The organism is Mesorhizobium sp. M0058 (assembly GCF_040323095.1).
In the GTDB taxonomy this organism is placed as follows: Bacteria; Pseudomonadota; Alphaproteobacteria; order Rhizobiales; family Rhizobiaceae; genus Mesorhizobium.
Genome location: NZ_JAMYUQ010000009.1, coordinates 242,015 through 255,210 on the forward strand (window position 1 = coordinate 242,015; position 13,196 = coordinate 255,210).

The following is a 13,196-nucleotide window of genomic DNA, read 5'->3' on the forward strand; positions in this document are numbered from 1 at the left end:
ATTTCGAACCGTCAGCCGGTAACCATCGTTGCCGAGATCTCGGCTTCGGCGGCCTTTGTGCCCTCCACCATGGCCTCGCAGGCGAATTTGAGCAGGTTGCCGCGCATCTTGATTTTCTTGACGTGGATTTTCAACTGGTCGCCCGGGACGACCGGTTTGCGGAATTTCGCATTATCGATGGTCAGGAAATAGACCAGCGACGGCTTTTCCGTGTTGAGGTTACGGATGCAGATCGCGCCGGCGGTCTGCGCCATGGCCTCGACGATGAGCACGCCCGGCATCACCGGCTGATCCGGGAAATGGCCCTGGAAATGCGGCTCATTGATGGTCACGTTCTTGATGCCGATGGCAGAATCATTGCCGTCGATTTCGATGATGCGATCGATCATCAGGAAGGGATAGCGATGCGGTAAAAGCTTCATCAACCCCAATATATCGACCGCTTCGAGCGTCGCCGGCACCATCTCAGCTACTTCCCCCTTCGCCCTGCTTGCGCGTCCTGGCGAGCTTCCTCAGCATGGCGATCTCGCGCATGGCTTCCGCCATCGGCTGCGCCGGATAGCCTCCCCAGATCTCGCCCGCCGGCACGTTGCTCATGAACCCGCTTCTTGCAGCAAGCTTGGCCCCTGATCCGATGGTCAAATGATCGGCAAGGCCAACGCCGCCGCCCATGGTGACACCATCACCGACGGTGACGGAGCCGGAAATACCAGAGAGCCCGGCAATAATGCAATTGCGGCCGATGCGAACGTTATGGGCGATCTGCACCAGATTGTCGATCTTGGTGCCCTGACCGATGACCGTATCCGACATGGCGCCGCGATCGACGGTCGTGTTCGAGCCGATTTCGACATCGTCCTGGATGATGACGCGGCCGACCTGCGGCACACGCTCAGGGCCTTTGGCGCCGCCGACAAAGCCGAAGCCGTCCTGGCCTATCCTGGCGCCGCCATGAATGATGACGCGGTTGCCGATCAGCGCATACTGAACACTGACACCCGGCCCAATGTAGCCGTCACGGCCGATCTGGCAGGAGGGACCGATTACGGCGTGGGGGGCAATGACTGTTCCGCTGCCTATGGAAGCACGGGGGCCGATGACCGCTCCGGCTTCGATGATCGCGCCTGCCTCGATACGCGCCGTGGCATCGACATGAGCTTGCGGCGAGACCCCGGTTTCGCTGGTCATCGGCCCCGGCGTAGCCGCTGTCGGGAACAGCAGCCGGCCGATCATGGCGAAGGCCTGCTGCGGGCGCGGATGCACCAGAACCGCGATGCCGGCCGGCGCCTTGCCCGCGAACTCGGCGGGACAAAACACGGCCGCCGCCTTCAGCGACTGCATCAGCGCGAAATTGCGCTTGCCGTCGACGAAGACGAGCGCACCCTCGCCGCCTTCGTTGGCTGGCGCCAACGCATCGATCGATATGTGGGCAAGATCGGAATCGACAAGCGATGCGCCGGTCAGATTCGCGACTTCGCCGGCCGTATACCGGCGTGATGGCGCGAAGAACACCGGATCGGTCATTCCAGAAGCAATATCCAGCTAGGTCGGATCAATTCTCTTCCGGACCCCAACGGCCCGGAAGCATCGTTACCGCAAGATCAGAAGCGGCTCGACATGCCGAAGTTGAATTCCTGCACGTCGTCGGTCTTTTCCTTCTTGACGGGCATCGCGTAGTCAATGCGGATCGGGCCGAAAGGCGATGACCACAACAAGCCGACACCAACCGAGGCGCGCAGTTCCAAGTCGACTGACCCCTGATTGACCAAAGGAGTGTTAATCTTGCTGCCATACAGCGTTGCGGCATCGGCAAACACGGCGCCGCGCACACCAAAGCTTTCCGGAATGACCGGTATCGGGAACTGAGCTTCCGCCGACGCATTGAAATAGGTGGTTCCGCCGAGGTGGTCACCTGTGTTGAGGTCCACAGGGCCAATGCCACCATACTCGAAGCCGCGGATCATGCGGTCGCTGCTCTGGAACTGATCGAAGATTCGCAAGCCGTCATTGCCGTAGCTCGCAATATGACCAGCACCGCCCGAAATCAGGCCGACCAGATCCAGCTGTTCTGACAGCGTCTGGTAGACAGTGCCACGACCGGTAACCTTGACGAACTTGGCATCGCCACCAAGGCCCGCCACTTCCACAGTCGTGGTGGCGTAGATGCCTTCATGCGGGCTCTTCATATCGTCGATGGTGTTGTAGACCAGTCCCAAGCTGACCGAAGACTTGATCCACGGGCTATCCTCAATCCCCTCCAGGATCGCATTGGAGACGTCACATTTTGCCGGGTCATAAACGCCGGCAGTCAAGCAACCGTCGTCGAGCTTGTACTTCTCCTGGGCGATATTGTACGCCAACTGCGTCGAGATGTTGTCGGTGATCGGCAGGCCGAAGCGCACCGTCGCACCCAGCGTCTCGCTGTCATAGTGGTCGTAGTTGCGGGTCTGCTGGAAGATATCGAAGCCGGCGGCGATACGGCGCCCCAGGAAATAGGGTTCGGTGAAGGACAGGCTGTAGTCCCGCGAATTCTTGCCGCCACCCGCCGAAACCTTGATGTACTGGCCGCGACCGAGGAAGTTGCGCTCCGCGACCGAACCTTCGACAGACGGACCGGCAGTGTCGCCACCTGTCGAATAACCTGCGCCAACCGAGAACTCGCCGGTCGATTTCTCGACCACGTCGACCACGAGCACGACCTGGTCTGGCTCAGAACCCGGGACAGTCGAAACGTCGACTTTCTCAAAGTAATCTAGCTTTTCCAGCCGCTTCTTCGCGCGCTGGATGAGTACCTGGTTGAAGGCGTCGCCTTCGCTGACATCGAACTCACGACGAATGACATAGTCGCGTGTGCGGTCGTTGCCGCGGATTTCGATGCGCTCGATATACGCCTTGGTGCCCTGGTCGATCGTATACACGACCGAAATGGTGTGGTTCTCGAAGTTGCGATCGCCGCGCGGCGTCACCTGGGCGAAGGCATAGCCCGAACCCGCGACCTTTTCGGTCAGCGCGATGATGGTGTCCTCGACATTCTTGGCGTTGTAGACGTCGCCCTTGTGGGTCTGAACCACCGATTCCAGCGCCTTCGAGTCGACTTCGGGAATGGTGCTCTCGACGCTGACGTCGCCGAACGTATAGCGGTCGCCTTCCTGGACGGTGATGGTAACGGTGTACTGGTTGGTCGTGTCGTCGAGCTCGCCGACGGCTGAGACCACCTGGAAGTCGGCATAGCCGTGATTGTAATAGAAGCGGCGCAGCGATTCCTGGTCGGCGCGGAGCTTGTCCTCGTCATAGACGTCGTCACGCAGCACGAAGGACAAGAAGCTCGAGCGCTTGGTTGCGATGACGTCGGACAGGCGGCGGCTCGAATAGGCGCTGTTGCCGACGAAATTGACAGCGGCGATCTTGGTGCGGCCGCCTTCGTTGATGTTGAAGACCACGTTCACGCGGTTGTCGCCGAGATCCATGATCTGCGTCGTGACAGCGGCGTCATCCCGGCCAATTCGCCTGTAGGCAGCCTTTACCGCCTCGACATCGGAGTCCAGCGTTGCCTGCGAGAACGTCCCGCGCGGCTTCAACTGCACGGCGACTGCCAGCGCGTTGTCCTTGAGCTTCTTGTTGCCCTGGAACAGAACCTGGTTGACGACCTGGTATTCGGCAACCTTGACTACCAGCGTCGAACCGACCTGATTGATCTGCACGTCCGAGAACAGCCCGGTGCCGAACAGCGCCTTGACCGCATCGTCGATATCGGCGCTGGAAAACGCCTTGCCCGGCTTGATCGTGATGTAGTTGCGGATGGTGTCGGCGTCGACACGCTGGTTGCCGCTGACCTCGACTCTCGAGACAACGGCTGCCTGCGCCGCAGATGTGGCAACGAACTGCACGGCGAGCGCACCTGGTACAACCAGAGCGGCGGACATAGCCACCGCGGACGCGGCGCTCAAAAATTTGGATGCTGCCTTCATCGGGCTTTTGTACCTTTTCTCGAAGTCCCCACGGCGAGAAAACCGGACGTGCGGTAATTTCTCCTACCGTATTAACCGGATTTTCCCTACACGCAAGGCTTCTGGTTAATTTGTAATTACTTAACCCTGATGCGTGGCTTTCGCGTCACGCATACCCCCGTGCATGGTAAACGGCGTCTCAACATTGCCGGTGCTGAAGCCAAATTTCTTCATGATTTCAGCACCCAAACAGATCGTTCCAGAAGACGAAGCCCATAAATCCCAGCACCAGAAAGAGGCCGGCCCGGTATCCCATTTCCATCATCCGCTCCGATACCGGACGCCGGAAAACGGCTTCGAGTGCGTAGAACAGGAGATGGCCGCCGTCGAGGGGGGGAATCGGCAAAAGGTTCAGAATTCCGATCCCGACCGACAGGCCGGCGACGAGTTGCACCAGCCATAGGAAGCCCAGCTTTGCCGCCTGCCCCGACATCTTGGCGATCTTGATCGGGCCGCCCAGCTGGCATTTGTCTTCGCGGCCGACAACGAATCGCTGCAGGAACTGGCCGGTGCGCTGAATGACGTGCCCCGTCTCCTCGACCGCGGCGCCGACTGCTCCGACAGGGCTGTAGGTGATCAGCCTGGGCTGGCCGACATCCTTGTTGTTGACGACGCCGATGACGGCCACCTTGACCTTGTTGCCCAGTGCGTCCAGCTGCTCCATTGGCTCCGGCGTCGCGACGACCGTGACCTCCTTGCCGTCGCGCAACATGGTGAAGGTGATGGCGTCGCCGCCGCGGCCCGAAACTAGGCGCTGGACGTCGGCGAAGGTCTCAACCTTGCTGCCGTCGACGGCGACGAATCGGTCGCCTGGCAAAATGCCGGCCCTTGCGGCTGGACTGCCGGCGGTGACCGCCGCCACCATCGGCTCAAACACAGGGCGGCCATAGAGGGAAAACAGCACGGCAAAGACGGCAATGGTCAAAAGGAAGTTGAACAGCGGTCCGGCCACCACCGTGGCGGCGCGTTTCCAGATGGGTTGCGTGTGGAAGGCGACCTTGCGTTCAGCGTCAGTCAGCGTTTCCAGATCTTCCGAACTCGGCTGGCTCGACGTGGCGCTCATGTCGCCGACGAATTTGACATAACCGCCGAGCGGTATGGCGCAGAGCTTCCAGCGCGTGCCGTGGCTGTCGTTGAAGCCGAGAAGTTCGGGGCCGAAGCCGATCGAAAAGGCCTTCACGCCAATGCCGCACCAGCGGCCGACCAGGTAATGGCCCATTTCGTGAATGAAGACGACCACGGTCAGCACGAACAGAAACGGCACCAGCGTGCCGAGGACAAAGCCTTCCGTGCTGAAAAACGCGTGAAGAATTTCGTTCAAGTCATGCCCTCAAATTCACCCGCGGCGAAAGGTGTCGCCGCGACTGTGACATCAATCCAGGCGAATCCGTGGCGTGCGCCATTTCTTCGCCGTGAAATATCACTCAAGCCGGAAACAGCCCCTGCGCCGGATGATCGGCGCCCGCCGAAATCCAGCCGATCACGTATAGGGCAAAAGCCGCCGCGACAAGCCCGTCCACCCTGTCCATGACACCGCCATGCCCGGGTATCAACGCGCTTGAATCCTTGCGGCCGTGGCGGCGCTTGACCCAGGATTCGAAGAGATCGCCAGCCTGGGCAACAATCGACAGCACCAGCGCAACCAAGGCGAGGACGCCAAGATTGCCGGCCCCGGCGGCGGCAGCCAGAAGCACGCCGGCGGCCACGCCGCCGACAGCGCCGCCAAGCGCGCCGCTCTGCGTCTTGCCGGGGGATATAGATGGCGCGAGCTTGGGCCCACCGACGGAGCGGCCGACGAAATAGGCGAAGATGTCGGTCGCCCAGACCACGGCGAACAGAAACAGGATTGCGACCAGGCCGGGATGGTCGCCGCCGCGCAGCAGCGCCAGCGATAAGCCGGACAAAGCCGCGTAGGCAAGACCGGCTGCATCCCATTGCGCCGCTCCACGCATACGGGCGCCGACAGCAGCGACCACAACCATGGCCAGGACAAGAGACAGAAGCCACGATGCCGGCACGCCTGCAACCAGGGCGACGACGAAAACCAGAAGCAGTGCTTCGGGAATGAAGCCGAGGGTCGCACCGGCCAAGGGGCGCGACATGCGCGCCCATTCATAGAAGATGACCGCCGATATCCCGGCGCAAAGCAGGCGGAACCACAGCCCTCCCAACCAGGTCAGGCCAAGCGCTATTGCGGCCAGCACCAGCGCCGAGACGATGCGAAGCTGAAGATTGTTCATCCCGCCGCCGATCACGAGGCAGCGACATCTTGAGCGGCAAGCCCGCCAAAACGGCGCTCGCGGCCAGCAAAATCGCGCAATGCGTCGGCCAGGTGTTCGCGGCTGAAGTCAGGCCAGTAGCAAGGCAGAAAAACCAGTTCGCTGTAGGCTGCCTGCCACAGAAGGAAGTTCGACAGCCGAAGCTCGCCACTGGTGCGGATGACCAGCTCCGGATCGGGAATGCCTGCGGTGTCGAGGGCGCCGGCAAAAGTGTCTGCCGTGATCGCCTCTGCGTCGATCTCGCCGCGCGCCACTGCGGCTGCGAGCTTGCGTGCCGTGCGCACGATCTCGTCGCGCCCGCCATAGTTGAAGGCGATGACCAAGGTCAGCGATTCATTGCGCGCAGTCAGCGATTCGGCCTCTTCGAGCAGGCCCCTGATGTCCGGCTGCAGCCCCGCCCTGTCACCGATGATCCTGACGCGCACGCCGTTCTGGTGCAGTTCGGCCAGATCGCGGCGGATGAACAGCTTCAAAAGCCCCATCAGGTCGCTGACTTCGGCCTTGGGCCGCGACCAGTTTTCCGACGAAAAGGCGTAGACGGTCAGGAAGGAAATGCCGAGACCGGGCGCGGCGCGCACCGTCTTGCGCAGCGCTTCGACGCCGGCGCGATGGCCGGCAAGCCGCGGCATGCCGCGCGCCTTGGCCCAGCGTCCGTTTCCATCCATGATGATCGCGACATGCGCGGGCGTTGCCATTGTCTCGCTTTCGGGCCGGTGTGGGCCGACCCTAGACCTGCATGATTTCAGCTTCCTTATCGGAAAGCAGGTGATCGATGGTGCTGATCGTTTCGTCGGTCAGCTTCTGGACCTGATCGGAGCGCTTGCGCTGATCGTCCTCGCTGATGTCGCCGTCCTTTTCCGCCTTCTTCAAGAAGTCCATGCCGTCGCGACGGACATGGCGCACCGCAACGCGGGCGTTCTCGGCGTAGCCATGCGAAATCTTGACCAGTTCCTTGCGGCGCTGCTCGTTGAGTTCGGGCAGCGGAATTCTGAGATTGGTGCCGTCGACGATCGGATTGAAGCCGAGATTGGATTCTCTGATGGCACGGTCGACCGCGCCGACCATCGACTTGTCCCATACCGAAACCGAGATCATGCGCGGCTCCGGCACCGACACGTTCGCCACCTGGTTGATGGGCATGGTGGTGCCGTAGGCCTGGACCTGGATGGCGTCGAGCAGATTGCTGGAGGCACGGCCGGTGCGCAGCGAAGCCAGATCGTGCTTGAAGGCGGCGATCGCGCCATCCATGCGCCGCTTGAGGTCGTCGAACTCACCACTCATCTTAGTCTCCTCGACCCGTTTGATCCGGGTTCACTGCTTAGGGCCTATATTCGGACCCGCTTTCGAAAACTGATCCCCTTTTTAGGAGAGTATACTCCGGGTCACTCGTCGGCGACGATCGTGCAACGGCCGCCGCCCCGCAGAATATCGCCGAAACCACCTTTTTCGTGGATCGAATAGACGATTATCGGGATGTTGTTTTCGCGCGCAAGTGCAATTGCGGCGGTATCCATGATCGAAAGGCCCTTGTTGATGACTTCGGCATGGCTGATGCGCTCGAAGCGGGTCGCATTCGGATCCTTCTTGGGATCGGCCGAATAGACGCCGTCGACCTGGGTGCCCTTGAACAACGCGTCGGCGCCGATCTCGGCGGCGCGCAAGGCCGCGGCCGAATCGGTGGTGAAGAACGGATTGCCGGTGCCGCCGGCGAAAATGACGACCTTGCCCTGGTTCATATAGGCGGTGGCCTGGCGCTGGGAAAAACTCTCGCAAAGTTCGGGCATGGCGATGGCCGACAGCACGACGGCATCGACGCCGATTTTGTTCAGCGAGGTGCGCAGCGCCAGCGAGTTGATGACGGTGGCCAGCATGCCCATGTGGTCGCCGGTGACGCGGTCGCCGCCCTTGGATGCCACCGCCACGCCGCGAAAGATATTGCCGCCGCCAATGACGACGCCGACCTCGATGCCAAGTGCGCGGGCTTCGGCGATGTCGGCGGCGATTCGGTCGACCACCGAGACATCGATGCCGAAATGCTGCTCGCCCATCAACGCTTCGCCCGACGCTTTCAGCAGGACACGTCGATAGAGGGGCTTTGCCGTCATCTGGACCTCGTCATTGTTGCGTGTGGCAGCCTGGGCAGGCCGCCCTCGCGCGGGCGCCGCCGCTGGCGCGATGCCGAGTTCCGATACACGAAGGGCGCCGCGATGTCACGCGGCGCCCCTCGCCCAATTCCGCCTTCCGTCGCGGCCCGTCAGTTGCTGGTGATGCTGACGGCGTCGCCCTCGACCAGCAGCGGCGGCGCATAACCCAACGGCTTGTCGCCGGTCACGGCGCCGCCGGTAACCCGGGCTTGTATGTCGGAACCGAAATAGGCGTACGGGAATGGCGGCGGTGTCTTGCTGACCGTATCCAGCCGCGCGCGAAGCTCGGCGGGTAAAGTGAAATCCAACGCCGCCAGATTGTCCTGCAACTGCGCCAGCTTGGTGGCGCCAAGAATCACGGTGGCGATGCCCGGTTGCGTTGCCACCCAGTTGAGCGCGACCTGCGCCATGCTGCGTCCGAGTTCGGCGGCAACTTTTTCGAGCTCCGCCACGATCGCCCAGTTGCGCTCGGTGAACTTCTGGAACCCCGGATGAGTGGTGTTGCGAAAGCCGTCGAGCCGGCCGGCATGGCCTTCCTGCGTCGGCCGGTACTTGCCGCTGAGCAGCCCGCTGGCCAGCGGGCTCCACACCATGATTCCTGCGCCATGGCGGGTGCCGAAGGGCACGAACTCATTTTCGATCGAACGCTCCGCCAGCGAATATTCAAGCTGCAGGGCCGACACCGGCTCGTAGCCGCGCCACTCGGCGATCGTCTGCGCGCGGGCAGCATACCAGGCCGGCACATCGGACAGGCCGACATGGCGAATTTTGCCCGCACGCACGAGATCATCCATCGTGCGCATGACCTCCTCGGCCGGCGTCAGCCCGTCCCAGACATGGAGGAGGTAGAGGTCGATATAGTCAGTGCCCAACCGCTTCAGCGAGGCATCCACGGCGCGCAAGATGTTCTTGCGGCCATTGCCACCGGCGTTCGGATTGCCGGGCTCCGCGTTGAAGGTGAATTTCGTGGCGATCACCGCTCTGTCGCGCAAGCCTCGCTCGGCGATGAATTCGCCGAGCCAGGTTTCGGCTGTGCCGCCGGTGTAGAGGTCGGCGGTGTCGAAGAAATTGCCGCCGGCCTCGACATAGGCGTCGGCCATGGCGCGCGCGGTTTCCCTGTCCGCGCCCCAGCCCCATTCGGTGCCAAAGGTCATGGTGCCCAGTGCCAGCCGGCTGACGCGCAGGCCGCTGTTGCCCAGTGTGTAATAGCTCATGGTCATGGTGTTTTTCCTATCCTGATTTCTTGACGCCGGCTCACTGGCCAGGCGTCATCTTGACCCAGGGATTGCCGCGCTCATGCGTGGCGCGGAAAACGAAGCCGTCGACTTTCCAGCCGGTCCCGGAGCGAACCAGATGGTGCTCGTAGGTGCCCCAGACTTCCCACAGCGGGTCGCCATTGCCTTCCATCCGGTTCCAGGCATAGCCGTTCGAAGAGACGGTCGCCGCGTCCGCCTCAAAGATCACCTGGTGATTGGTGCGCAGATGCAGGCTGGTCTTGCTGCCCCTGAGGTTGCCGGCCCAGGTACCGATCAGATTGTCGGAGGGGATGGTGGCGGCAGGCTGTACTGACAGGCTGCTGAAGTCGACGGTGACACGGTCGGCGAAATAGGAGCGGGCAAGCTTCCAGTCCTGCGCATCGACGGCACGGTCGATGGCATCGGCGATGCGGATGACGGCGCGTTCGTCGGCGAGCGCGCGCCAACCGGACGGCTCGGCGCCGCCGGCATCGACCGGCGCTAGGGCAAGGCCTGCGGCGAAGGTAGCGTGTTTCAAGGCATCCATCTCTCTTCTCCTTTGTGCATCGGTGATGGCAATATGGGTCAGCCTGTCGGCATCGAGAAGATTGAAGTGTTCGCAAGGACTATGCGATATCATGCATGAATGGATCGGGATCTGCTCAGTCATTTGCCTGTCATCGTCGCCGTTGCCCGACGCGGCGGCTTTGCGCTAGCTGCGGCAGAACTGGGCATGTCCCCATCCGCCGTCAGCCATGCGGTGCGCCTCGTGGAGGAGCGGATCGGCCAGCCGCTGTTTGCGCGCACCACGCGCAGCGTCTCGCTGACGGAAGCCGGCAAGGCGCTGGTGGACACGGCAGCCCCTGCCCTCCAGGATATCGCCGACCGGATGGACCGCATCCGAGCCATCAAGGGCCGGCCCTCCGGCTTGCTCAGGTTGAACGTTCCCAACATCGCCGTTCCACTTGCCGTCACTCCCGTGGCCGCCGCGATGGCTGAACGCTATCCTGATGTGACCATCGAATTGCTCACCGACCAGGGGCTGGTGGACATTGTCGGCGAGGGTTTTGATGCCGGCATCCGGCTGGGCGAGATGATCGCACAGGACATGGTCACGGTCCGGCTGACGCCGCCATTCAACGCCGTGATCGTCGCCTCCCCCGCCTATGTCGGCCGGCATGGCCGTCCGCGCGGTGTGGCGGATCTTTCGGACCACAATTGCATCGGCTACCGGCTTGTGCGCTCCGGCGCACTCTATCGCTGGGACCTGACTGAGGACGGCAAGGATGTCGTGGCCGAGACGAAGGGTACGGTCATCGTCACCGATTCGCTGGCCGCGATCGACCTTGCGCTTGCCGGCGTCGGGCTGACCTATGTGTTCGAGCCGCTGGTGCGCGCGGAATTGGCCGCCGGCCGCCTCGTTCAGATCCTGCCGCAAACGGCGATCGAGGAGCCCGGCCTCTTCCTCTACTTCCCGCGCAGGGCGTCGATGGCGCCAAAGCTCAGGGCCTTCATCGACACCGCACAAGAAATTGGCCGAGCATCCTTGCGGACACCCGGCCGAGTTGCCTGAGCTGAGAAGCCCTTTTCGGGGCTATTTTTAAAACTACTTCTTCACCGCCGCCGCGACTTCCGCCGCGAAATCGGTCTCTTCCTTTTCGATGCCTTCGCCCAGCGCAAAGCGCAGATAGGCGGAGATCTTGGCCGGAGCGCCGATGTCCTTCTCGGCATCCTTCAGCGCCTGCTCGACAGTGATGTCGGGATTGAGCACGAAGGCCTGCTTGAGGAGCACGACTTCCTCGTAGAACTTGCGCAGGCGGCCTTCGACCATCTTTTCGATGATCGCTTCCGGCTTGCCGGACTGGCGCGCCTGGTCGGCGAAGATCGCCTTCTCGCGCTCGACCGCTGCCGGATCGATCTGCTCGGCGGTCAACGCCAGCGGGTTGGTGGCGGCGACATGCATGGCGACCTGGCGGCCAAAGGCGTTGGCGGCATGCTCATTGCCCGTGGTCTCGATCGCGACCAGAACGCCGAGCTTGCCAAGACCATCGGCAACCGCATTGTGGACGTAGGTTGCGACAGCACCGTGCGGGACGGTGAGCTTGGCCGAACGGCGGAAGCTCATGTTCTCGCCAATGGTGCCAACGGCGTCCTTGATGGTGTCAGTGACCGACTTGTCCGAACCCGGATACTTTGCGGCAGAGACAGCCTCCGTCGTGCCATAAGCAAGCGCGACCTTGGCGACATTGCGAACGATCTCCTGGAACTGCTCGTTGCGGGCCACGAAATCGGTCTCGGAGTTAACCTCGACGATGGCGGCCTCGCGGACGCCGGAGTCGACGCCGATCAGGCCTTCGGCGGCAGTACGGCCAGCCTTCTTGTCGGCCTTGGAAATGCCCTTCTTGCGCAGCCAGTCGACGGCCTCTTCGATGTTGCCGTTGGTCTCCGTCAACGCCGCCTTGCAGTCCATCATGCCCGCGCCGGTCAAGTCGCGGAGTTCTTTGACCTGTGCAGCCGAAATGCTCATTGTCGCCTCTTTGTTTTAAATGCACCGACGCACCACCGGTACTCGATGATGCGTCCGTCTAGCGTGCCAAATATGAGAATGATGAAGGCCGCAACCGGCCTTCGATTGTCAAGCTTCCGGAGCGTCCGCAGCCGGGGCCGGAGCCGGATCAAGCGCCGGTTCGACCGGAGCTTCGACCGAGGCGCCGATGTCGACGCCGAGCGCGCCCTGCTGGCGGGCGATGCCGTCGATGGCAGCCTTGGCGATCAGGTCGCAATAGAGCTGGATGGCGCGCGCCGCGTCGTCATTACCGGGGATCGGGAAGTCGATCTTGTCCGGATCGCAGTTCGAATCGATGATGGCAACGACCGGAATGCCGAGGCGCTTGGCCTCGAGAATGGCGATCGCTTCCTTGTTGGTGTCGATGACGAACATCAGGTCGGGGGTCGAGCCCATGTCCTTGATACCGCCGAGCGCCTTGTCGAGCTTCTCGCGCTCGCGGTCGAGGTTCAGGCGTTCCTTCTTGGTCAGGCCCTGGGCCTCACCGGCCAGCATCTCGTCGAGCTTGCGCAGGCGCTGGATCGAATTCGAGATCGTCTTCCAGTTGGTCAGCATGCCGCCGAGCCAACGCGAGTTGACATAGTATTGGGCCGAACGCTGTGCGGCGTCGGCGACGATGTCGGACGCCTGGCGCTTGGTGCCGACGAACAGCACGCGGCCGCCCTTGGCAACGGTGTCGGAAACCTGCTTCAGAGCCTGGTGCAGCAAAGGCACCGTCTGCGACAGGTCGATGATGTGGATGTTGTTGCGGGCGCCGTAGATGTAAGGCGCCATCTTCGGGTTCCAGCGGTGGGTCTGGTGGCCGAAGTGAATGCCAGCTTCCAAAAGCTGGCGCATGCTGAAATCAGGCAGTGCCATTCTTAGTTCCTTTTCCGGTTAGCCTCCACGGACACAGGCATTTTTGGACTTTGTCCTCGAACGCCACCGGAGGTTTCAGCCGGATTTCTCCCGGGCAGACACCAAAG

At 62.2% G+C, this 13,196-nt stretch carries 13 protein-coding genes; 1 reads left to right on the forward strand and 12 read right to left on the reverse strand.

From position 1 onward, the window contains the following. Positions 1-11: 11 nt before the first annotated feature. The 10 genes from fabZ to NKJ75_RS17780 all read right to left on the reverse strand — a co-directional run bounded on the left by fabZ (position 12) and on the right by NKJ75_RS17780 (position 10,212). A complete protein-coding gene (gene fabZ, locus NKJ75_RS17735) occupies positions 12-464 on the reverse strand; it encodes a 3-hydroxyacyl-ACP dehydratase FabZ (protein ID WP_352499999.1) in 453 nt (150 codons plus the stop codon). Position 465: 1 nt separating this feature from the next. Further along, on the reverse strand, positions 466-1,524 hold the full coding sequence (gene lpxD / locus NKJ75_RS17740) for a UDP-3-O-(3-hydroxymyristoyl)glucosamine N-acyltransferase (RefSeq protein ID WP_023745111.1): 1,059 nt from the start codon (positions 1,522-1,524) through the stop codon (positions 466-468). A gap of 77 nt (positions 1,525-1,601) precedes the next feature. Further along, positions 1,602-3,968, reverse strand: coding sequence for an outer membrane protein assembly factor BamA (gene bamA / locus NKJ75_RS17745; RefSeq protein WP_023745112.1), 2,367 nt, complete (start codon positions 3,966-3,968; stop codon positions 1,602-1,604). A 217-nt stretch (positions 3,969-4,185) separates the two neighbouring features. Continuing rightward, complete coding sequence (gene rseP, locus NKJ75_RS17750) at positions 4,186-5,328, reverse strand: RIP metalloprotease RseP (RefSeq protein ID WP_023693444.1); 1,143 nt, start codon at positions 5,326-5,328, stop codon at positions 4,186-4,188. 103 nt (positions 5,329-5,431) lie between these two features. Then, on the reverse strand, positions 5,432-6,247 hold the full coding sequence (locus NKJ75_RS17755; RefSeq protein ID WP_023696555.1) for a phosphatidate cytidylyltransferase: 816 nt from the start codon (positions 6,245-6,247) through the stop codon (positions 5,432-5,434). A gap of 11 nt (positions 6,248-6,258) precedes the next feature. After that, entirely contained in the window at positions 6,259-6,981 is a 723-nt protein-coding gene (locus NKJ75_RS17760) for an isoprenyl transferase (protein ID WP_023748403.1), read from the reverse strand. Between the two features lie 31 nt (positions 6,982-7,012). After that, the gene (gene frr / locus NKJ75_RS17765; RefSeq protein WP_023671027.1) at positions 7,013-7,567 is read right to left on the reverse strand and encodes a ribosome recycling factor; all 555 of its coding nucleotides are present in this window, start codon (positions 7,565-7,567) and stop codon (positions 7,013-7,015) included. A 101-nt stretch (positions 7,568-7,668) separates the two neighbouring features. Then, positions 7,669-8,391: a UMP kinase gene (gene pyrH, locus NKJ75_RS17770; RefSeq protein ID WP_023671026.1), complete on the reverse strand. Its 723-nt coding sequence runs from the start codon at positions 8,389-8,391 to the stop codon at positions 7,669-7,671. Positions 8,392-8,540: 149 nt separating this feature from the next. Beyond that, on the reverse strand, positions 8,541-9,650 hold the full coding sequence (locus tag NKJ75_RS17775) for an aldo/keto reductase (protein ID WP_023745113.1): 1,110 nt from the start codon (positions 9,648-9,650) through the stop codon (positions 8,541-8,543). Positions 9,651-9,684: 34 nt separating this feature from the next. Beyond that, entirely contained in the window at positions 9,685-10,212 is a 528-nt protein-coding gene (locus tag NKJ75_RS17780) for a nuclear transport factor 2 family protein (RefSeq protein ID WP_023745114.1), read from the reverse strand. 99 nt (positions 10,213-10,311) lie between these two features. On the opposite strand from NKJ75_RS17780, the gene NKJ75_RS17785 reads away from it, so the two are divergent. Continuing rightward, positions 10,312-11,238, forward strand: a complete 927-nt coding sequence (locus tag NKJ75_RS17785; protein WP_023671024.1) for a LysR family transcriptional regulator — start codon at positions 10,312-10,314, stop codon at positions 11,236-11,238. 33 nt (positions 11,239-11,271) lie between these two features. On the opposite strand, the gene tsf is transcribed toward NKJ75_RS17785, so the two are convergent. Both tsf and rpsB read right to left on the reverse strand, forming a co-directional pair. Beyond that, on the reverse strand, positions 11,272-12,192 hold the full coding sequence (tsf, locus tag NKJ75_RS17790; protein WP_023684688.1) for a translation elongation factor Ts: 921 nt from the start codon (positions 12,190-12,192) through the stop codon (positions 11,272-11,274). Between the two features lie 108 nt (positions 12,193-12,300). Then, positions 12,301-13,089, reverse strand: a complete 789-nt coding sequence (gene rpsB, locus NKJ75_RS17795) for a 30S ribosomal protein S2 (RefSeq protein WP_023671022.1) — start codon at positions 13,087-13,089, stop codon at positions 12,301-12,303. Positions 13,090-13,196: the final 107 nt, after the last annotated feature.